Origin of the sequence: Nitrospira sp. ND1, assembly GCF_900170025.1 — a bacterium.
Taxonomy (GTDB): domain Bacteria; phylum Nitrospirota; class Nitrospiria; order Nitrospirales; family Nitrospiraceae; genus Nitrospira_A.
This window is the reverse complement of sequence record NZ_FWEX01000006.1, coordinates 2351933-2372967: the sequence shown is the minus strand read 5'-3', so window position 1 is coordinate 2372967 and position 21035 is coordinate 2351933. Positions and strand designations below refer to the sequence as shown.

At 59.4% G+C, this 21035-nt stretch carries 18 protein-coding genes; 12 read left to right on the top strand and 6 right to left on the bottom strand.

Annotation, left to right across the window (positions count from 1 at the left end; translation table 11 throughout):
• The first annotated feature begins 1024 nt into the window (after nucleotides 1–1024).
• Both NSND_RS16060 and NSND_RS16055 read left to right on the top strand, forming a co-directional pair.
• A complete protein-coding gene (locus NSND_RS16060; protein WP_080879953.1) occupies nucleotides 1025–1279 on the top strand; it encodes a type II toxin-antitoxin system ParD family antitoxin in 255 nt (84 codons plus the stop codon).
• Complete coding sequence (locus NSND_RS16055; RefSeq protein WP_080879952.1) at nucleotides 1266–1556, top strand: type II toxin-antitoxin system RelE/ParE family toxin; 291 nt, start codon at nucleotides 1266–1268, stop codon at nucleotides 1554–1556. Before NSND_RS16060 ends, NSND_RS16055 begins: the two co-directional genes overlap by 14 nt.
• Before the next feature lie 128 nt (nucleotides 1557–1684).
• Here NSND_RS16055 and NSND_RS21525 read toward each other — a convergent pair whose 3' ends face one another.
• Nucleotides 1685–2122 carry a hypothetical protein gene (locus NSND_RS21525; RefSeq protein ID WP_200810545.1) on the bottom strand — a complete coding sequence of 146 codons (438 nt, stop codon included), beginning with the start codon at nucleotides 2120–2122 and terminating at the stop codon, nucleotides 1685–1687.
• 129 nt (nucleotides 2123–2251) lie between these two features.
• On the opposite strand from NSND_RS21525, the gene NSND_RS21520 reads away from it, so the two are divergent.
• A complete protein-coding gene (locus NSND_RS21520) occupies nucleotides 2252–2491 on the top strand; it encodes a PIN domain-containing protein (RefSeq protein ID WP_200810544.1) in 240 nt (79 codons plus the stop codon).
• A gap of 406 nt (nucleotides 2492–2897) precedes the next feature.
• Here NSND_RS21520 and NSND_RS16035 read toward each other — a convergent pair whose 3' ends face one another.
• Complete coding sequence (locus NSND_RS16035; RefSeq protein ID WP_080877471.1) at nucleotides 2898–4148, bottom strand: IS256 family transposase; 1251 nt, start codon at nucleotides 4146–4148, stop codon at nucleotides 2898–2900.
• A 2119-nt stretch (nucleotides 4149–6267) separates the two neighbouring features.
• Here NSND_RS16035 and NSND_RS16020 point away from each other — a divergent pair.
• Together NSND_RS16020 and NSND_RS16015 are read left to right on the top strand one after the other, a co-directional pair.
• Nucleotides 6268–7299 (top strand): hypothetical protein, encoded by a 1032-nt coding sequence (locus tag NSND_RS16020; RefSeq protein WP_080879947.1) that lies wholly within the window; start codon nucleotides 6268–6270, stop codon nucleotides 7297–7299.
• Between the two features lie 173 nt (nucleotides 7300–7472).
• The gene (locus tag NSND_RS16015; protein ID WP_143833584.1) at nucleotides 7473–8483 is read left to right on the top strand and encodes a methyltransferase; all 1011 of its coding nucleotides are present in this window, start codon (nucleotides 7473–7475) and stop codon (nucleotides 8481–8483) included.
• Nucleotides 8484–8688: 205 nt separating this feature from the next.
• Here the strand turns inward: NSND_RS16015 and NSND_RS16010 are convergent, their stop codons facing one another.
• Both NSND_RS16010 and polX read right to left on the bottom strand, forming a co-directional pair.
• Nucleotides 8689–10032 (bottom strand): NAD(P)-dependent malic enzyme, encoded by a 1344-nt coding sequence (locus NSND_RS16010; RefSeq protein ID WP_080879946.1) that lies wholly within the window; start codon nucleotides 10030–10032, stop codon nucleotides 8689–8691.
• 67 nt (nucleotides 10033–10099) lie between these two features.
• Nucleotides 10100–11830, bottom strand: coding sequence for a DNA polymerase/3'-5' exonuclease PolX (gene polX, locus NSND_RS16005; protein WP_080879945.1), 1731 nt, complete (start codon nucleotides 11828–11830; stop codon nucleotides 10100–10102).
• A gap of 399 nt (nucleotides 11831–12229) precedes the next feature.
• Between polX and NSND_RS16000 the strand changes: the two genes are divergently transcribed.
• On the top strand, nucleotides 12230–13120 hold the full coding sequence (locus tag NSND_RS16000; protein ID WP_159450827.1) for a S1 family peptidase: 891 nt from the start codon (nucleotides 12230–12232) through the stop codon (nucleotides 13118–13120).
• Nucleotides 13121–13133: 13 nt separating this feature from the next.
• Here NSND_RS16000 and NSND_RS15995 read toward each other — a convergent pair whose 3' ends face one another.
• Both NSND_RS15995 and NSND_RS15990 read right to left on the bottom strand, forming a co-directional pair.
• The gene (locus NSND_RS15995) at nucleotides 13134–13352 is read right to left on the bottom strand and encodes a hypothetical protein (protein ID WP_080879943.1); all 219 of its coding nucleotides are present in this window, start codon (nucleotides 13350–13352) and stop codon (nucleotides 13134–13136) included.
• A gap of 80 nt (nucleotides 13353–13432) precedes the next feature.
• On the bottom strand, nucleotides 13433–14737 hold the full coding sequence (locus NSND_RS15990; protein ID WP_080880903.1) for a cyclic 2,3-diphosphoglycerate synthase: 1305 nt from the start codon (nucleotides 14735–14737) through the stop codon (nucleotides 13433–13435).
• 218 nt (nucleotides 14738–14955) lie between these two features.
• On the opposite strand from NSND_RS15990, the gene acsA reads away from it, so the two are divergent.
• From acsA to NSND_RS15960, 6 genes are all read left to right on the top strand, one after another.
• Nucleotides 14956–16716 (top strand): acetate--CoA ligase, encoded by a 1761-nt coding sequence (acsA, locus tag NSND_RS15985; protein WP_080879942.1) that lies wholly within the window; start codon nucleotides 14956–14958, stop codon nucleotides 16714–16716.
• Nucleotides 16717–16800: 84 nt separating this feature from the next.
• Entirely contained in the window at nucleotides 16801–17784 is a 984-nt protein-coding gene (pdhA, locus tag NSND_RS15980; protein ID WP_080880902.1) for a pyruvate dehydrogenase (acetyl-transferring) E1 component subunit alpha, read from the top strand.
• A 55-nt stretch (nucleotides 17785–17839) separates the two neighbouring features.
• The gene (locus NSND_RS15975) at nucleotides 17840–18814 is read left to right on the top strand and encodes an alpha-ketoacid dehydrogenase subunit beta (RefSeq protein WP_080879941.1); all 975 of its coding nucleotides are present in this window, start codon (nucleotides 17840–17842) and stop codon (nucleotides 18812–18814) included.
• 88 nt (nucleotides 18815–18902) lie between these two features.
• Entirely contained in the window at nucleotides 18903–20075 is a 1173-nt protein-coding gene (locus NSND_RS15970; protein ID WP_080879940.1) for a dihydrolipoamide acetyltransferase family protein, read from the top strand.
• Nucleotides 20072–20329: an acyl carrier protein gene (locus NSND_RS15965; protein WP_080879939.1), complete on the top strand. Its 258-nt coding sequence runs from the start codon at nucleotides 20072–20074 to the stop codon at nucleotides 20327–20329. The genes NSND_RS15970 and NSND_RS15965 overlap by 4 nt, the downstream gene beginning before the upstream one ends.
• Nucleotides 20326–21006 carry a nucleotidyltransferase domain-containing protein gene (locus NSND_RS15960; RefSeq protein WP_080879938.1) on the top strand — a complete coding sequence of 227 codons (681 nt, stop codon included), beginning with the start codon at nucleotides 20326–20328 and terminating at the stop codon, nucleotides 21004–21006. Before NSND_RS15965 ends, NSND_RS15960 begins: the two co-directional genes overlap by 4 nt.
• Nucleotides 21007–21035 lie beyond the last annotated feature (29 nt).

Sequence of the window (21035 nt, the reverse complement as noted above, 5' to 3'; positions counted from 1 at the left end):
TGAGCGGAGGCTTCGGTGAGAGGAACAGAGACGGGAACCGAGGTCGAGCGCAGAGGTGGTGAGCAGGCCCGCAGGTGCCAAGCGGGAAGCCTGAAACCTCTCCAAGATCTCCACTGTTGCTGAAAAGCTCTCTGACCCTGCCTCCGCCCTGATTTTTACCCTTCTTCGAATGACTCATCCCCATGCAACGTGCGCAATGAAGCTGATGAACATCTGTTCATTCGCTTCGTAACACATTGCTTGCCGGTTGAAGGACGCCGGCAACCCCGACCGCCACCGAGAAACAACACGCATACCGTACACACTCTTTCCCGCAACTGAGGCCCGACGCGGCCGACCTCAAGAATCGCTGCAGCTCCTGTTCTTGATTTATTGGGCAAGTACGGAGAGGCAGGAATCAACTGGAGTGCTTGAGACTCGACCTGTCAGTCAGTGTCCGCGATCGACCCAAAGCGGTAGTTGGAAAGATGAGAAAGCAGACGCTCAGCGACGAGGTTGAGACTGGAGAAAAACCAGAAATTTTGAAAGTCTCGACACAGAAACTCCCATTGTTTTCAATGGTCGAATTTTCTGAAATAGGCTTCTTCTACAGACTCGTTAGGCCGCAGGCCTGTTGACGGGAGGCCATCGGCCTTAGCTGATTGCGAGGCCCTACACATATATGAGTGAAGTCTGGCATTTCACACGAAAGAATTGCGGCGCTCGTCCAGCAGGCTGCGGAAAGACTCGATGGTTGAGCAACACGCGATCAGTCACTCCTGTACCGCATTGGTCTCGCACTCATCCGCAGGATGCGCAAAAAGGCCGTCCAGCAAGGCCGCAGCAAGCGAAGGGGCGAATCGTACTCTTGCGGTACGGTGAGCCGCTGAGCGACGCGAGAACGCCGCTGGCGGACTTTTTCCGCATCCTGCTAGTAGGGATCGCCTCCGCTCCGCTCCTGGGCGGGTCACAAAACAAGAACTTCCAGGGTGGGCGAAAGAGTGGTAAAGTGCACCAATAGTATGAACATAGTGGAGGTCGCACCATGGGAACCACACGAAAGACCATTACCGTCACGGAACAGCAGGATCAGTGGATCAAAGCCCAGATCAAGCGCGGCGGCTTCACGAACGACAGCGAATATATCCGTGATCTGATCCGGCGCGATCAAGACAGTGCTAAATCTCAGGCGTTGAAGGAAGCCGTTCAGGAAGGGTTGGACAGTGGCGCCAGCGACCGAACCGTGTCGCAAATCATGGAGGGAGTGGAAACGCGACTGAGGGCGAATGGCCGTCTATAGCCTCTCGTCGAAAGCCGCCGCCGATCTCGATGGCATCTATGAATACACGATCCTTCATTTCGGACTGGAACAGGCGCGGGTCTATCTCTTGGGCTTGCACGAGCGGTTCGAGATGCTCGCGAAACAGCCGACACAGGGGCGCAAGGCCGATGAACTCGCGCCGGGATTACGACAGCTTGGGCATCAGTCCCACATTGTATTTTACCTTGCCAAGAACGACGGGATTCGGATCGTGCGTGTCCTGCACCACAGCATGGACGTCACGAGGCATGTATAGCAGCCGGCCAGCGGAGCATGCGGGATGCGCTCACACATCTCGCACATATCCAAGGCGTGATCGATCGCCTTTTGACAACCTCATTCTGAGGTAACTTGGCGCACACGAGCTAAGATGTGGCCTCTTTCCTAGCCTAGTGCCACCCGAAGCAGATTTGCCTCTCCGAACAACAACCAGCCCTTGATGGCTAAGCCAGGAAGTATCGATTGCAGGGCAAACTCCCGGCGGTATGGGCGCTTGACGCGAAGGTTGCCAATCTCGGTCACATTCGACAGTTGCTTCTGCCAGCGCGGGAAATGCAATGCAAGGCAGTCCGATACACTCGTGAGAAGAATCCTGGTCACCTTCGCCAAGACGAAGCCGACCAGACGGTCATCGAGTTGTTGGAAGAATCGGTTGGCGGGAAGGGAAAAAAGAAATCGCCGGTCCGCTATCATGATTTGGATCACCTCGCCGGAACCTGGACGAAGGAAGAGGCCGCTGCCCTCGAGGCCTTCATTGCCGAGCAACGCACGATTGATCCGGAGCTCTGGAAATGACCCGGTGGCTTCTGGATAGCTCCGCATCTATCGCGTTCAAGCAAACACACCCCGAGGTGCTTGAGATCCTTCCTCAAGCCGAAGAGATATGGCTCAGTCCGATTGTCCTCGGAGAGCTTCGCGCGGACTTTCTCCAGGGGAGTAAACGCGAAAGCAATGAGCCTGAGTTACGAATGTTCTGAAATCCTCGCACGTCAGCGTGCTGATCGTGGACGAAGAGACTTCGGAACGGTACGCGACCATTCGCGTGGCGTTGAAAAAGGCCGGCACCCCGGTTACGCTAACGATATCTGGATTGCTGCCAGCGCCATGCAGCACGGGCTTCCCATCCTCACCTCAGACCGCGATTTTCAGAACATTTCCCAGGTCATTGTTCGCCACTTTCTCCCCGTCTAGCACGCTACTGCCCCCTTGTCTTCTCGTGCCCACTCCTGTGTCCTCATGTGTCTTTCCAACTGTCCTAATTAGGACAGCCCCCAGTCGCAACTCATTGAAGCGGTACCAGCTATGGCGTATTCTTCACGAATTGTTGTGGCGTGTTATGCGGACAGACATTGGCAGATCCGGTTCTTATACGGATCGGCCTAAACAATGTTGGGTGCCAAAGAAGGAGTCGCGGCAGTGGCGTTAAGTACGGCACAGATCGGCAAGTGTGGCGAGTTGCTCGTTCAGTATCGGCTGCTGCTTCTTGGCGTCGAGTCAGCGCCCATGAGCACCGACACTGGCATTGATCTTGTCGCGTATTCACCTGCTATGTTGCAGCCGGGCCTGTCAGATTTTCTGTGTGTGAGGCGGGTTAGTTTCACGCCACACTCGGATTGAACCGCTCTGCATACAGGATGGCGAATTGATTCATCGCCGCCTTCCAGTCCCGCGTCGCCCGGCTCCAGCCGGCCGTAATATTGCGCAGCGCCAGCCACAGCAATTTGGTCGCCGCTTCGTCGGTCGGGAAGTGACCGCGCGTCTTGATGATCTTGCGCAGCCGCATGTGCACCGACTCAATGGCATTGGTCGTGTAGAGGATCCGCCGCACCTCCGGGGGGAACGCAAAGAAGGGCGTCACGTGGTTCCAGGCCCGTCGCCACAGGCCGCGAATGGGCGCATACTTGGTCCCCCACGGACCGGCCTCGAACGCGTCCAGCGCGGCGTGAGCCGCCGCCTCGGTCGGCGCGGTGTAGATCGGCCGGATTGCGGCGGCCACCGCCTGGCGGTCCTTCCAGCTCACGTAGTCCAGTGAATTGCGGATCAGGTGCACGATGCAGGTTTGCACGGTGGTCTGTGGAAACACCGTGCCAATCGCCTCGGCGAGCCCCTTTAAACCATCCACCACCGCGATGAGCACGTCCATGACCCCACGGGTGCGCAGCTCGTTGAACACCTTCAGCCAGAACTTTGCCCCTTCGGTCTGCTCGATCCACAGCCCCAGGATCTCCCGCGTCCCATCGGCGCGCACGCCCAGCGCGAGATACACCGCCTTGTTCCGCACCACCGCGTCTTCACGGATCTTCACCCGCAACGCATCGAAGAACACGACGGGGTACAGCGGCTCCAGGGGCCGACTCTGCCAGGCCGTCACCTCGGCCAGCACGGCCTCGCTCACGGTGCTGATGAAGTCGGGCGAGACCTCCACCGCATACATCTCGGACAGGTAGCCCTGGATCTCCCGGACGGTCATCCCCCGAGCATACAAGGCGATGATCTTGTCATCAAAGCCCGTGAAGCGCCGCTCGTGTTTGCCGATTAACTGCGGCTCGAAGGTCCCGCTCCGATCCCGCGGCACCTCGAGCCGCACTGCCCCCTCGTCGGTGAGTACGGTCTTCGGCGTCGTGCCGTTGCGGTGGTTGCCACGGGGCGCGCCGGGGGCCTGCTCCGTCCCCAGGTGATGCGTCAGCTCCGCCCCCAGGGCACGCTCCAGCACCGCCTTCTTCAGGCCCCGGAACAGAGTCTCAAATTGTGCCGGCGTCAGCGGCCCAGGCACCAACTGGTCCAACAATTCCTGGCTTACCGGCAGCGCCGGGGCGAGGTCCTTCGTCGTGTTCGTCTTGCGAGGCATCGAGGCTCCTTTCAGCCACACTATGCCTCACACACAAAATTTCGGACAAGTCCTTGCAGCCTGTCACGATCCAGGTCAAGACCAATCTCAAACCAAAGCCGGGGGGTGGTAAAGGAAAGCTCGCTCTTGATTGGTGGGTTCCAGAAAGAAACCCTGCAGCGTTTGTTGCGCTGGCGGATCTCTCTACGGAGAAAGTGTGGCTGTTTACGCCCGGTGAGTTAGACGCCCATGCCCAACAACGATCCAATGGGCGGCTCCACATCTACATGTATACAGACCCTACGGTTCATTCAAGAAAATCCGCGAGCCTGGTACATGCGCACGAGTTTGAGCGCTTCTTGATGTCGAATGTTGCTGAACGCGTATTTGGCACCCAACCATCGCTGCCAGCCGCCGCCTCTGCCTCTGGGCCTTCGCCCCTCCGGCAGAGCCGCGGCTGAAGCGGGGCGTTATGCGCCATGCGAATTATTGGGGGAGGAGTGATGCAGGCAATGTCAAACCACAAGCCGGAGCAAAAGGAAGCGCTTAAGATACTAGCTGATTGGACAAAATGGCTCGTTACACTGGAGACTGGGACTATAGGTGCAACTCTCGCATTCGCGAAAGGGCATGTAAATGTAAGTGATTGGATTGCGTCGATATTTGCCGTCTCAACTTTCTTGGGTATTGTTACTCTTTGTTATTCGATCTTTTGGGCAGTTTATCTCGTCTATGGGATTCCGGAGATAATTGAGCAACTTCCGGAATCGAACAAATCTAGTATCAATGAAATGCAGTCCGATCGCCTCTCTTACGACTTGTTCCACTGCCAAGTTCACATATATTGGGCGGGCGCGATTGGATTCGCGATGTGCATTGTCTCTGTTGGATACCACGTCTGGCGGTTCAACTCCGCTGGCTAACCCCCGGCTCAACAGAACGCCACAGCCGACCTCGCCTCCGTCCGCGTGCCGGTCCGCCGCAACGTTCGGACGATGCTTTGCGTCGTCTCACTTGCCCGGCGGATGGTCATACGCCGGGCCTTCGGGCTGCCAATTTGACCAACGCTTTCGACGCCAGAGTGACCGAGGGTGAGAGGCTGTCGTGACACGGGCATGCGGCGTGCCGCGACAATTTCCAACAGTCAAAGGCAAGCCTCGACGCGTCGGGGAACTGGCGATTCGGCCTTACCACAGAGGCGCAGATCGCCAACGCCCAACTCGTCACGCCGGGTGAGGATCGCGCATGGAAGAAGTGGAGACCGATCTTCACTCCGGAGAAGCGTATTGAGATCGGTTTCCAGATCACGGTCCCTTGAGGCAGCCTCTACTTGAGTGCGAATGACCGTCGGTCATGGCCAAGGTCAGTACTCTTCGTAGAGCCTGAGGAAAGTCCCATCCTCACGGTCGTTGTCTCCGTGTGCATTGTTCTTGGACAGCCAGTTGCCTTTGGTCCTAACACGCACGGCGCAGCGATTGCCCTTTGAGCAACTTGACTACGAGCGGACGCCGCAGCTTGTGGTTACGCACGAGGATTTCGGGAACCTGCCGAGTGTGATCTCCGAGTCGACCCCCAAGATCCAGGCCTTAATGAGCGCCAGCGGCGCAAAGCCACTCGACAAAGGCGCCCTCTTCCTTCACGGCAGTCGGGGCGAAGATGTCCCCTACGTGATGGCTCTACCCTTTATGACAGTCCGCAAAGAAACAGCCACATGATGGCCCTGGCGCGAGCTCTCGGCAGCCGCCCGGTGCGGGTCGGCTTGTATCCCCTCGGTTGCAAGTGAGCCGGTGTCGTTAATGCGACAGGGCTGAGGAATGCTTTATGACGGTGCGGTCTCATCGCCGAACTTCCGCTCATGGCCGATGGCAGTCCTCGACCCTTAGCCGAAGTACACGACCGACCGCTACCAGAAGGGAGGTCTTACGCCGATCCGGATAAGAACGCGTTATACATGGTGCCCAGTCACAACTCATTGAACAAGCGTCGATTATGGCGTATTCTTCACGAACAGAAGTGGCGTGTTATACGGACAGAAAATGGCAGTTCCGGTTCTTATGCGGATCGGCCTAAACATAGGTGGGCGGCAAAACGCTCTGCGCAGCTGGCTCCTGCGGCCATCGAATCCTAGCGAGTAGACACGATGCCCGGCACATTCGACAGAGACGGCGCATTCTCAATGGAGCTGGGTGAAGACAAAGAGAATGCGATCCAGCATATGCTCACACTGAATGAATGCCTCTACATCTTCTCAACCAAGAAGATCTTCCAAGTGCGTACCGCTGATGACGTCGACCCTGATCGTGCGAGTCCCGAGACACGTCACTCGTACCAAGAGATCTACCCGATAGGCTGCAACAACTCGTTCGTCGCACGCTCGATAATCCAGGCGAAGCAGATTTTCGATGGCGTGATCCTCAGGCCCGAACTGGCCAAGGAACGGCTGCTCAACGCGGTCTGGGAAGCGACCCAGCTTCTGCTGCAGTGCGAGAATGCCCACTTCCGAATCTACAACGACGCCATGTCTCTCCTTGCGGAGATCGACGATGTCATCGAGAAGTCAAAATCACAGACTACGATTCCTACCTTGCCACAGGTCGCAGACCTGGAAGAACGGGTTGGCTCCTTTCTTGGTAGCGCCAAACGCTTCCTCGAGAAGGCGCACTCCCTACTCTCCATCTTTTACGGATCACCCGATCACGGCTCGAACTTCAAGGCATACCGCGAGTGGATCTCAGCGAACCGAAGCACCAGCGAAAAAGTCGTAGACCTGCTTGCTAAAGACCAGGAATGGATCCGCTTCATCGCCGAATCAAGGAACGCTCTCCCCATCAATCACGCGAGAGCGCACTTCATCTTGGAGGTCCGCAACTTCTCGCTCGAGCCAGCGAACAAATTTTCCGCACCGAGTTGGTGCTACGATCTCTCCGAGCGTGGCGGAAGCGTCCAAGGCTATTGGTCCGACATCGTCAGGGACATGGATACTCACCTTCACAACATGCTCACGTTCTTCGAAGAACTGTACATCTTGTGCGTCCTAGATAACTGTGATCAGCGGCTTCCGTTCAAGTTCGGCGTATACCAGATTCCGAATGACGAGGTTAAGAGGGAGTGCCCGGTGCTCTATGTCGCACAGGCCACGCGGCGCTCCGAGCAGGCTGGGGTGACAAATTGAGACGTGGATTGCAGGTGAGCGCGAACAGCCGCCCAACAAAGCGTTGGACCGGACGTGGAATAGCGCGGTTCTAATCCCCGCTGTACCGTTCTGGCATCAATCACTTTAGGCTCGGTTGAGTCCGGTGGCGCTATTCCACGCCGGTTAACGCCGATCCATTGGGCCTTTAGACCATGAGCACTGAAGCAGTTCGGTCGTGGTATGTTAGCACGCAACGATTACTTGAGTTCTTAGATGAAAGGCAATTGCCGCCTCAAGTCGCACAAGCCTTGCACTCACCGAACTCCCAGCCTAGCAAAATCATTCTTGCCAACCTTCTCGGCCCACAGCTTCTTGGATTTCTTCGGACTGAAGGCATTCATCCGTTTCATCGGTTGGCGGCCGAAGGCAAGCTGGCGCCCGGCGTTCGCTTTGCCTATCAAGGGCACTTCTACGGGAAGGGTTTTGGCGCAGCCAACCGTACCCCACTCGTTTCATTGTCGGAGGATGTCAGCGACGTACTTCCCGGAATGAAGCTGGTCATCGAGTTCTCAAAGAGTGGCCTTGTAACTGATACCGCATATTCACGCCTTAGTGGTTCCACAAACCTGTTTGCTTTTTGCTCAGTTACGGAAATTGATGACGCGACGATTCGGGCTGTTCCGTATGTCGTCGGCGATCTCATAGAACGCACGGGGTCGGGTTTAGATCTGAGACTTATCGACTCCTTGCATCTTCCTGTTCAGAGGATCGACCAGTTCTCTCGAACCGACTTTCGCTGGACACCAACCGCCAAGCAATTCAATCTCCTGAAAAACATCCCTGAGCGGGATGTTAAAGCGCTGCTTTGTCGGCTTCTTGGCGAGGCGAACGTCCCAAGTGATTGGGGTGGTGAAGAGTGTGATCTCTTTTCAAGCAACCTATCTGTTAATGGAGAAAGGATGTCTGCTGCATTTCTCCTCAAGGGGCCTGCTCGGTTTCATGAAATGACACTGGCCGACTGTGGAAAGAATGGAGATCAAATCTATCGTCTGTTCAACACCCCGGCTGATGTCTTCGTGGTTCAGCACTGCCACAAAATTACTCCTGCCGTCCGAAAAACCGTAGGAGCTTTCGCCCTCTCGAACTACTCGCGCACTTGTAGGTTTACTCTCATCGATGGTTATGACACGGCTCGCATCCTTCACGCCAATGGGATGCTATAGGCCCAACCCGGCAGTCGAGTGGATCTGCGCGAAAATCCGCGCAGGCCGCTCACTTCTACGTTAATGCGACAGGCCTGAGGGCCGCTTTACGGCGGTGCGATCTCGGTGCCGAACTTCCGCACTTGGCCGATAGCCACCTTTCGAGGCCCTAGTTCCTGCGCCCGGTCCTACACGACCAAACCAGTTCCCGCCACCACCGCTCTTATCACTCTCTTGCCGCCGCCGGCGCGACGATCAGCCCCTCTCTGAGTAATACGCGCATCGCTTCATGGGCGGAGCGGATCTTCGATTCCGCCAGAATGTGCACCTGATCGCGTGTTCTGGCCACCCTCGCCAGTCCCTGCTCCTGCGCCTTAATTGCCGTCGCCACCGCAAGCCGCATCGGCACGTGCCATTCGTCCATTGTCGGCAGAATGCTGCCCTCATGGATCCCGCGCTCTCTGGCGCACAGAGCCAGTTCATGGGCCGCTGCGATCGCCATCTCATCGGTGATCGACCGCGCCCGCACGTCGAGCAGGCCCCGAAACATGCCGGGGAACACGAGAGAGTTATTCACCTGGTTGGCGAAGTCGCTGCGGCCTGTGGCGACGATTCGCGCGCCTGCCTCTTTCGCGTCCCAGGGCCAAATCTCCGGAACGGGATTGGCGCAGGCGAATACGATGGCATCCCTGGCCATGCCCTTCACCCATTCCGGCTTGATGATCCCGCCGGCCGAGAACGCCACACAGACATCCGCTCCCTGCAAGGCTTCGGCAATGCCGCCTCGCAAACCGGTCGGGTTGGTTTGCACGCAGACGTTCCATTGCTCGCCGAACGCAGGATCCAGCTCATACTCCCGCCGATGCGTTCCGAGAATGCCTCCCGCATCGCAGGCCACGATGCGAGAAGGGTCGGCCCCGCAGACCGTGAGAAATCGATAGGTCGGCACGTTCGCCGCGCCCATGCCGATCATCGCGATCCGAACCTGTCCCATTTCTTTTCCGACGACCTTCAACGCATTGACCAGACCTGCCAGGAGCACCGTTCCGGTTCCTTGCTGATCATCGTGCCAGACCGGGATCGGGCAATCGGCCTGCAATTCGCGGAGAATCCTGAAACACTTCGGCATCGCGATATCTTCGAGGTTGATCGCGCCGAAGGACGGGGTCAGCAGCCGAACCGTTCGAATCAATTCGTCCGGATCGTTCGTATCGAGACAGATCGGGACCGCATCCACCCCACCGAGATATTTAAAGAGCAGCGCCTTCCCTTCCATCACGGGAAGCCCCGCTTCCGGTCCGATGTCGCCCAGGCCCAACACTCTCGTGCCGTCCGACACGATGGCGATCGTGTTCCCCTTGTTCGTATAGTCGTACACGAGTTCATGATCGGCCTGGATCGCCTTGCACGGAGCCGCCACGCCCGGCGTGTACCACACCGAAAAATCCTCCAGACTCCGGATCGCGCACTTCGGCAACGTCTGCATCTTTCCCTTGTAGTACGCATGCAGCCGCAAGGCCTCTTCCGCCGGTTTCGAAGCCTTCGCCAACAACTCGGCTGTGTCCGTCATCGTTATCCTCCATCCGACATCGAACGCATCACAGGATCGGCACCGGCCAACCCGTCTCCCTGCCCGCTCAACCTTCCATGGTCGGCTTCAGAAGCTTCCTCAACTCCGCGTACGGCCTTGTGTTCAGTACATCCGTTTTCTCAAGCCATCCCCGTCTGGCCTGGCCGACCCCGAAGCGCGCATTCTCCAAGTCGAGCATGCTGTGCGCATCCGTATTCACCGCCAGCAACACACCCTCCTCCTTCGCCATCCGGCAATGGATGTCCGTCAGATCCAGTCGTTCGGGATGGGCGTTAATTTCGAGGAAACAGCGGCGCTCGCGCGCCTTCCGGATAATGCGAAGCATGTCCACCTCATAGGGCTCACGCCGGCCGATCAGCCGCCCGCTGGGATGGGCCAGGATAGAGAAGTGCGGATGGTCCATCGCCTTCATGATGCGCTCGGTCTGCCGGCGGTTCGAGAGGTTGAAGCGGCTGTGCACCGCGCCGACCACCAGATCCAACCGGCCGAGCACCTCATCCGGCAAATCCAGATTCCCGTCTTCTAAAATATCGACCTCGATACCCTTGAGAATCGTGATCCCTGACAGGGTGGCATTCAATCGATCGATGGCTTCCGTTTGCTGCAGCAACCTGGCGGAGTCGAGGCCCTTGGCCATGGTCAACCGGCGGGAATGGTCCGTGATGGCGAAATAGCGCAGTCCACGCAGCCGGGCGGCCTCCGCCATTTCCTGCAGACTATTCCGGCCGTCGGTCGCCCTCGTATGGGCGTGGAGATCGCCCTTCAGATCCTGCAGATCTACGAGGTGCGGGAGTCGCCCGGCCTTCGCCGCGTCGATCTCTCCCCGTCCCTCTCTCAATTCCGGTGGAATCCAGGGCAAACCGAGGGAGGCGTAGACCGATTCCTCCGTCTCTCCGGCGATAGGCTTGTCTCCACGAAACACGCCATATTCATTCAGCTTCAAACCGCGCTGTTGAGCCAGTTGCCGGAGCACGACGTTGTGCGCTTTACTGCCGGTGAAATAGAGCAGCGCCGCTCCGTAACTGTCTTGCGGCACGACTCTGAGATCCACCTGCAAACCGCTCTGTAGGCGAACACTGGACTTTGTCTCGCCACGCGCCAGCACGTCGCGAACTTCCTGATAGGCCACAAACCGATCCATGACGGCGCGCCCCGCAGGAGCCGTGACCAGAATGTCCAGATCGCCGATGGTTTCCAGTCCACGACGATAACTCCCTGCCGCTATGACCCGGCTGACTCCTGACGATTGTTCCAGGTACGCCACCAGAGCCTCGGCAGAGGGAATCGCCACGGCCCGCTGCACCCGTGGGGCTTCTGCAAGACGCGTGGCCAATGCATCGAGAATGTGTTGCTCGGTTTTCTCCCCGAATCCCGCCAAGGTCCGGACCCGGCCTGCCTGCGCCGCTGTCTGCAATTCGGACAGGCTACGGATCTTCAACTCGTGCGCAAGCCGCTTCACCCGCTTGGGCCCGAGCCCGGGAATGCGGAGCAACCCCGTGAGAGTCGCCGGGACCCTTTTGCGCTGAGCCTCTATGGCGGCCGCGGTTCCTGTTGCGAGAATTTCTTTGATCTTTCCCGCCAGATCGTCGCCGATCCCCGGAAGGCTGGTCAGATCTTCGCCCTTCGCCACCATCTCCCCCACCTCGACAGGAAGATCGCGAAGCGTTCTGGCAGCGAAACGATAGGCCCGGACCCGGAAGGGATTGGCGCCTTCGATCTCCAGCAAGTCAGCCATTTCCTCGAAAGCTGTCGCGACCTCGGCGTTATGCACTGTCATGAACGCTCCGCTGCTCTTTCAGGACTGCCTGCTCCGATGCCTCCCCTTACCTGCGACCTGCTGCTTCCGGCCATCGCCATAACCAATGATTATCAAGCAATGGGCGGGCCACCCACCGTCGGCATATAGGAGCGAGCCTCGCAAGAGCAACGTCGCGTTCTTCCCCAGTCACAAAATCAGGGCTGTCGCAGAACGCCTCCACGGGGGTGTCCTCCCCAGCGCCCAACGAACAGAACAATCGCCCGGCCGTCTCCTCCCACACGCTTGAATCCCTGTAGCGTCTTTTGTGAAAAGTCTCGCAGGTTTCACCCCGGAAACGAACGACGAATGCGCGGCACCAGGCTTGCTGATCACAGGAGAGGGTATTGTGAAACGCTGGACCAATGGAGGCAAGGCAGGATGGCTGGATGGATCGATCGCTGGCGGGCTGCAACGGTGGCAATCGGGGCAATTCAAGACGCCGACGTACGGTCTCGCACCGGCCGGGTTTCAACCAGGAAATTCTTCGCCGTGGTCGGTACCGGTGTGCTCTTCTCGTTGCACGGCCCCCGCAGACAGGACTGCTGGTTGGTCACCGCCAGACATGTGTTTCTCGACCCGACGGAAAACTGGAAACCCTCCACGCTGGGCATCGTCTTCCCGCACATTCATCGCCGGGGCGTGAAACAGGGGGTGGAGATTCCGATTCAACTCACCAAGGCCGGACGGCGCTGCTGGTATCCCCATCCGGACAAGGCCGTCGATCTCGCCTGTCTTCCGCTGCCCTTGACCATGCGACAACTGAAACCGAGCGGCCCCTCCTCCATCGCCTGGATGGACATTGCCACGACAGCGGACCTCTATGAGGGCGTCCCCATCATGGTGCTCGGCTATCCGGCGGCGTTCGATATTCCCGATTCACCCCGCGCAATTGTCCGCCAGGGCATCGTCTCCTGGGTCTCGCCCGCCCGCCCAGGCTCAGAGGTCTTTCTCATCGATAGCCACGTGTTTCCCGGCAACAGCGGGGGACCGGTCTTCCGGCTTCCCACCGCCATGGATCGGGAAGGGCATCTCACTGCGGGAGGGGCGGTCACCCTGCTCGGCATCGTGACCCAGGCCAGGATTCAGAGCTTGCCCCTGCTGGCCGGAGGCAAACAGGTCGATTTGTACGTCCAAGGCAAGAAAAAATCCGACCCCCTGCTCACGCCCAGTTTTCTCGGCCTCGGGCTGGTTGAACCGGCCTATCGCATCAAGCAACTCCTGGTCTCCGCGACTCGCCGCCATCACCGGCGAAAGCGGCCGGCCTCGTAACGGTACAGATCGACTAGTTCATCCCGGCTTTTTCGCCCTTGGCCAACAGCTGGCGAGCCCCTTCGGGTGTGCGCATCTTCCGGCGATGTTCGAGGATGAGCGGATCGATGTGTTCCCCGCACATTATGCAACGCAAACCGACCTGGTTCACCTCACGAATCTCCTCTCGAACCATCAAGCCTCCGCAGCGATGGCATCGATCCTGAGCAATATGTGTCGGGTGCGTCACCATATATCTCTCCTTCTCGTTTTTTCGTTGAAGCAGCCTTCCATCTCCTGCTGCTTATTGGAGTATGGCGCTGAAAAAAGGATTCATGATTGTTTCGCCCTGTCGATGACGCCTTGCATCACGTCCGTCAACGTCGGGCGCCTCCGGTCCTCCACGTCATAACTCACCCGCACCGTCGGCTTCGTAATCCGAATGAGTCGCCGTAAATCCATCGGTGTGGCGATGACCACGAGGTCGCACTCCACCCGTTCGATCGTTTCCTCCAGTTCGCGGACCTGCTCAGGCCCATATCCCATCGCGGGAAGGAGCGGCCCCAAATGCGGATACTGCAGGAAGGTGCGATTGAGACTCCCCGCTGCGTAGGGCCTCGGATCCACCAGGCAACCGGCTTCATACCGCCGGGCCACTAGACAACCGGCGCCGAAGGCCATACCGCCGTGCGTCAGTGTGGGTCCGTCTTCGACGACGAGTACGCGCCTGCCGGTAATCCTGTCCGGATGATCGACTTTGGGCGGCATGGCGGTCTCCACGAGCGCCGCCCGGGGATTCACGGTTTCAATGGATCGACGCGCCGCATCCACCTGTTCGGGCGTCGCGGTATCCAGTTTGGTCAGCACCACCACATCCGCCCGGATGAGATTCACCTCCCCCGGGAAATACGGCGGCTCCCCGGCCCGATGCGGATCGACAAGCACGAGTTCGAGGTCTGGCACAAAAAACGACCAGTCGTTGTTGCCCCCGTCCCACACAATGACATCGACCTGGTCCTCGACTTCCCGGAGAATCCGCTCGTAATCCACTCCCGCATAGACCGTCCCACCCTGCGCAAGATGGGGTTCGTACTCCTCCCGCTCTTCGATGCTGCAGGACGCCGCGTCCAAGTCCTCCAGAGCAGCAAACCGTTGTACCGCCTGTCGCTCAAGATTGCCGTAGGACATCGGATGTCGCACCGTGGCAACCCGTAGCCCTTCATGTTTCAGAATCGAGACGACCCGGCGGGCCACAGGACTCTTGCCCGCTCCCGTACGCGTCGCGCAGATCGACACCACCGGCTTCTTGGCCGGGAGCATCGTGGACTGCGGGCCCGCCAGCCAGAAGTCCGCTCCTGCCGCCATCACGCGGGAGGCTTGGTGCATGAGCGCTTCATGGGAGACATCACTGTACGAAAAGACGACCCGCTCAACGTGCTGGGTCCTGATCAAGCAATCGAGATCCTGTTCCGCATGGATCGGGATACCGGAAGGATACAAGGCGCCGGCCAACGCCGGGGGATAGACCCGGTCGTCAATGTTGGGAATCTGCGCGGCGGTGAACCCCACGACCCGATAGTCAGGATTGCCGCGAAACAGCACGTTGAAGTTATGGAAGTCCCGCCCGGCGGCTCCCATGATCAATACCCTGATCTCGTGTGGCTTGGCGCGATTATCCACGACCCTCCTCTTACCACTGGTGAAAAATGCTACAGGTGGACCATCGGCTCTCCCCGCCTGCGGCGCACTAACCACCGTGATTTCCCTCGCTTTCCTCTCCGGCCTTCACAGGCGTCGATGGTCTATGCCTTGCAGAACGCATGCTCGGAGTCTGTCCGAGGAGTGTGAACCGCACAATGCCGTGGAACCCCATCATCAAATCGAGACGAGATTGGGAGACGATCCCGAATCTCCACGATTACGAGTCGGTGCAAAAGGAGTTTTCGTGGGAGCAGGCGCGCGCCGAACTGGATGGCCTGCCTGAGGGGCAGGGACTCAACATCGCCCATGAAGCGGTTGTGCGGCATGCAACCGGTCCGCTCGGACAACAGACCGCCATCCGGTGGCTGGGGAAAATCGGGCAGGTCGAGGACTATTCCTATGCGCGTCTCGACGACCTGACCAATCGTTTTGCCACTACACTGCAGAGGCTCGGCGTCGTGAAAGGCGACCGGGTGTTCGTCCTCGCCGGCCGCATTCCAGAACTCTACATCGCGGCACTCGGCACGCTGAAACATCGCGCCCTCTTCTGCCCGCTCTTCTCAGCCTTCGGGCCGGAACCCATTCGCGCCCGGCTCACGATCGGCCAGGCCAAGGTGCTGGTGACCACCGAATCGCTCTATCAGCGCAAGGTGGCCGGCATCCGGGAGACGCTGCCCCATCTTGATCATGTCCTGCTCATCGGCGAGGAGCGACGTCCGACCGCCATCCCCGGGACGCAGAACTTCCATCAGTTGCTCGAACAGCACCCAGGTATCTATCGAATCGGCCCCACCGATCCGGAAGACGCGGCCCTCCTGCATTTCACCAGCGGCACCACCGGAACACCCAAGGGGGCGCTCCACGTGCATGGCGCCGTGGTGGCCCACCACATCACAGGCAAACTTGCGCTCGATTTCCACCCGGCGGATATCTTCTGGTGTACCGCCGACCCTGGCTGGGTAACCGGCACGTCCTACGGCATCATCGCGCCGCTGACGAATGGGCTCACCTGCATTGTAGACGAAGCGGATTTCGACGCCGAACGTTGGTATGGGATCTTGCAGGACCAGCGGGTCTCCGTCTGGTATACAGCGCCGACGGCCATTCGTATGATGATGAAAGTCGGTGGCGATCTCGTGCGGAAGTACGATCTGCGCCAATTGCGTTTTCTCGCCAGCGTGGGGGAACCCCTCAATCCTGAAGCCGTCGTCTGGGGAGAAAAGGCCTTCGGTCGCCCGTTCCACGACAACTGGTGGCAGACCGAAACCGGCGGCATCATGATCGCCAACTATGCGGCGATGGATGTCCGGCCCGGTTCGATGGGACGCCCGCTGCCGGGAATTGAAGCCGGTATCGTGAAAAGGACCGAATCCGGCGGCGTGGAGGTGCTGAACGAACCGGATGTGCAGGGAGAATTGGCGCTACGCCCGGGCTGGCCCTCGATGTTTCGCGGCTATTGGAATGAGCCGGAGCGATACAAGAAGTGCTTTGCCGGCGGCTGGTACCTGACCGGCGATGTGGCCAAGAAAGATGCCGACGGGTATTTCTGGTTCGTGGGCCGGGCGGATGACGTCATCAAGACCTCAGGCCATCTCGTCGGTCCGTTCGAAGTCGAAAACGTCTTGATCGAACATAAGGCGGTGGCGGAAGCCGCGGTGATCGGTAAGCCGGACCCCGTCGCCATGGAAATCGTGAAGGCGTTTGTGTCGTTGAAAGATGGCCATGAGCCGAGTGAAGCGTTGCGGCGTGAATTGCTCGGCTTCGCCCGGGCGCGCCTCGGGGCAGCCGTGGCGCCGAAAGAAATCGCCTTTCTCCCGACCCTGCCGAAAACCCGAAGCGGAAAAATCATGCGACGCCTGCTGAAGGCGCGCGAACTCGGCTTGCCGGAAGGCGACATCTCGACGTTGGAAGCATGAGCGATGAGCAGTCAGCATCGGAACGAGAAATTCATCTCAAACTACAAGCGGAACGCTGACAACGCGCGGGAGAAGAGAGACGACATGACACCCTCCTTAACACGCGAACAGGGCCTTGAGTTGCTGCGGCAGATGCTCCGTATCCGCCGCTTCGAGGAACGGGCCGCGGAACTCTATCAACTCGGGAAGATCCACGGTTTTTTGCATCTGTACATCGGCGAAGAGGCCGTGGCCGCCGGCTCCATCCCGTCGTTCACGAACGAAGACGCGATCGTCGCCACCTATCGTGAGCATGGCCATGCACTGGTGCGCGGCACATCGATGAACCGGCTGATGGCAGAGCTGTATGGCAAAGCCGCTGGTTGTGCGCGCGGACGCGGAGGCTCGATGCATTTCTTCGATGCTTCCCGGAGGTTTTACGGAGGCCTGGCCATCGTGGCCGGTGGATTACCCGTGGCCGTCGGCCTGGCCCTCGCCGACAAGATGCAAGGTCGCACGCGTGTCACCGGCTGCTACTTCGGCGACGGCGCGGTGGCGGAGGGCGAGTTTCACGAATCCCTCAACCTGGCCGCCTTGTGGAAACTCCCGGTGCTGTTTCTCTGTGAAAATAACCTCTATGCGATGGGCACCGCCCTGGCCCGCCATCAATCGCAACCCGATATTGCCGCCAAGGCGAAGGCCTATGCGATGGGCGCCGACACAGTCGACGGTATGGACGTGCTGGCGGTTGAGAAGGCGACTGGTCGCGCAGTCGAGTTGATCCGAAACGGCAACGGCCCCTACTTCCTTGAATACCGGACCTATCGGTTTCGCGCCCATTCCATGTACGACGCCGAGTTGTATCGGACCAAAGACGAAGTCAGCGAATGGAAGCGGCGGGACCCGATTGCGACCTTCGAACAGGCCCTTCGCCAGGCCCGATTGCTGCGCGATGAGGATCTCCAACAGATAGAGGCTGCGATCGCGACTGAAATCGAGGAAGCCGTGGCCTTCGCCGAGGCGGCTCCCTGGGAGCCGATCGAGGATCTCAACAAAGATGTGTGCACGGACGTGAGACGTAAGACGTGACACGTCAGGCGAATGTACGTAGCTGGTCCGCGTCTCACCTTTCGCGGTGGTACCTATGACCAAGATCACCTACAGAGAAGCCGTTCGGGCGGGATTACGGGACGCGCTCCAGCGCAACCCTCGCGTCTTTCTCATGGGGGAGGATGTCGGCAAATACGGCGGCACCTATGCCTGCAGCAAGGGGTTGCTCGACGAGTTCGGCCCGGAACGCATTCGTGATACGCCGCTGTCGGAAAGCACCTTCGTCGGCGCCGGCATCGGCGCGGCCCTGGGCGGCATGCGTCCGATTGTGGAAGTGATGACGGTGAATTTCAGCCTGTTGGCACTCGATCAAATTCTCAACAACGCGGCAACGCTCCGGCACATGTCCGGCGGTCAGTTCAACGTGCCGCTGGTCGTTCGAATGGCTACCGGCGCCGGCCGCCAGATGGCGGCGCAACATTCGCACAGCCTGGAAGGCTGGTATGCGCACATTCCCGGCATCACGGTCCTGACGCCTGCCACCGTGACGGATGCGCGGGGGATGTTGCTCACCGCGATCCAGGAGCCGGACCCGGTGTTTATTTTCGAGCATGCGTATCTCTATTCCATGGAAGGCGAGTTGGAGGAAAGCTGGCCCGCAGTCGATATCTCCCGCGCCGCGGTGCGCCGACCCGGAAAGGATGTGAGTCTCATCACGTTCGGGGGCAGCCTGTGGAAGACACTGGCCGCTGCCACCCAACTGGCTCAAGAGGGCATCGACGCGGAGGTCGTGGACCTGCGCGTCCTACGCCCCCTCGATACCGGCACCATCCTCACCTCCGTTCGAAAGACCCACCGGGCGGTGGTCATCGACGAGGCCTGGCGCACGGGAAGTTTCGCCGCCGAAGTCGCCGCGCAGATCATGGAGGGCACGTTTTACGATTTGGATGCCCCGGTCGCGCGGGTCTGCAGCGAAGAGGTCCCGATTCCCTATCCGAAACATCTGGAAGAGGCGGCGCTGCCGCAGCCGAACAAGATCGTGAAGGCGGTTCGCAGGCTGTTGGGATAACCGATGCCTTGGCTGTTTCTCTCTCACTCATCGCCCGTTCCATTGTACGTGTTACGTTTCACCTTTCGCGCTTCACGGAGTCTCCATCATGGCTGAATTCCTGATGCCGACGCTCGGCGCCGACATGACCGACGGCATCTTGGTGCAGTGGAAAAAGAAAGAGGGCGACCGCATCACCAAAGGCGAGATCATCGCGGAGGTCGACACGGAGAAGGCCGCCATCGACGTGGAGTCCCATACCACAGGCATCATCGAACGACTCATCACCAGACCGGGCGACAAGGTTCCGGTGGGAGCGGTCATGGCGATCATTCGCGAAGAGGGACGGCCGACAACAAGTGTCGCTTCCCCCCGTACGATCACCACTCCACTGGCTCCCCCTCCGCCCGTCCATCGAATTGAGAGCATAGCCGCTGCGCCCTCTCAGGCCGGGCGATTGCGGATTTCACCCGCGGCGAGAAAACTGGCCGCCGAGCGAGGCATCGACGCAAGCACGTTGCAGGGGAGCGGCCCGGAAGGAGCCATCACCCTGGCCGATATCGAGCGAGCCACCACGGCTACGGCGGGCGTCGCCAAACCGGTCGGTGCCGCCGACCGCCAGGGACGCATGCGGCAAACCATCGCCGCAGCCATGGCCCGATCCAAACGCGAGATCCCCCACTATTACCTCAGCACCACCATCGACATGGGCCGGGCAATCACCTGGCTGAAGGACTCGAACGAGCAGCGTCCCGTCACGGAGCGTCTCTTGTACGGTGTCCTGTTGATCAAAGCGGTCGCCCTCGCGCTTCGCCGAGTTCCCGAGCTCAATGCACTCTGGAAAGACGGCGAGGCGAGCAGAAGTGAACGGATTCATATCGGCACCGCCATCTCCCTCCGCCAGGGTGGACTGGTCGCGCCGGCATTGCACGACGCCGATCGGCTGAGCCTCGGCGAGTTGATGCAGAACTTTCAGGACCTGGTGAAGCGCGCCAGAGCCGGTTCGCTACGGAGCTCGGAACTGTCCGACCCGACCATCACCGTCACGAGTCTGGGGGAACAGGGAGTGGAAACTGTGTTCGGAGTCATTTATCCTCCCCAAGTCGCGCTGGTCGGATTCGGCAAAGTCGTCGAACGCCCCTGGGTCGCCGATGGTGCGGTTGTGCCGAGGCCGGTGCTCATGGCGTCGCTCTCCGCCGACCACCGCGTCACCGACGGCCACCGCGGAGGATTGTTCCTGGCTGAAATCGATCGCTTGTTACAGGAGCCCCAGTCGTTATGAACACGCCACTATCGGAAGATGAAATGCGCAGCCGGATCCTTCGTCTTCTCGGTGAGATCGCGCCGGAAGCGGATACCACCTCCCTACGCCCGGATGTCAGCTTCCGCGACCAACTCGACCTCGACTCGATGGATTTCCTCAACTTCGTGGTCGCGCTTCACAAGGAGTTCCACATCGAGATTCCGGAATCCGACTACCCCAAGTACATGACCTTGAACGGCTGTCTCGCTCAACTCTCCGCCGCGCGATCATGAGAGACGCAGCTACATCATCGACCGATACCTGCATTTTGAAGGTGGTGGTCGGTTCGCACGCCCACGGCCTGGCCGGTCCCGACAGCGACAAGGACTACCGCAGTGTCTTCGTCCTGCCCACGGCCGAACTCTTTCGTGTCGGGTTTAAGTATCAGGGCACGAGAATGATGAAAGAGGAAGAGGACGAGACGTCCTGGGAGATCGGACACTTTCTCCAATTGGCCCTGCAAGGTCATCCGCTGGTGCTCGAAACACTGGTGGCGCCGGTGGTGACGATGGATGATTGGGGCGCGGAGCTACGCCAACTCTTTCCGCGACTCTGGTCGGCGCAGGCGGCCTATGAGTCGTTCCTCAACTACTGCGACAACCAGCGCAAGAAGATGTTGGAGAAGAAGGATAGGCGGCCGGCCAAATATGCGGCGGCCTATGTGCGGGTGCTCTTCAACCTCTGCGAATTGTTGGAGCGGGGAACGTTCAGTATCAGAATTTCCGAAACGCCTGTGGGTGAAGCCGTGGCCAGAATCAAAGCCGGGCACTTTCGCCCCGGCGAGGTCATCGACATGGGAGAACACTGGACTGCAGAAGCGGAGCGGCGACTCCGCACCTGCTCCCAACAGGCCCGTCCGGAACTGGCCGACGCCTTCCTCCTCAAGGTTCGAAAGGCATTTCTCCGCTAGCCCGGCCTGCGGCTCCTTTTCCGGACAAC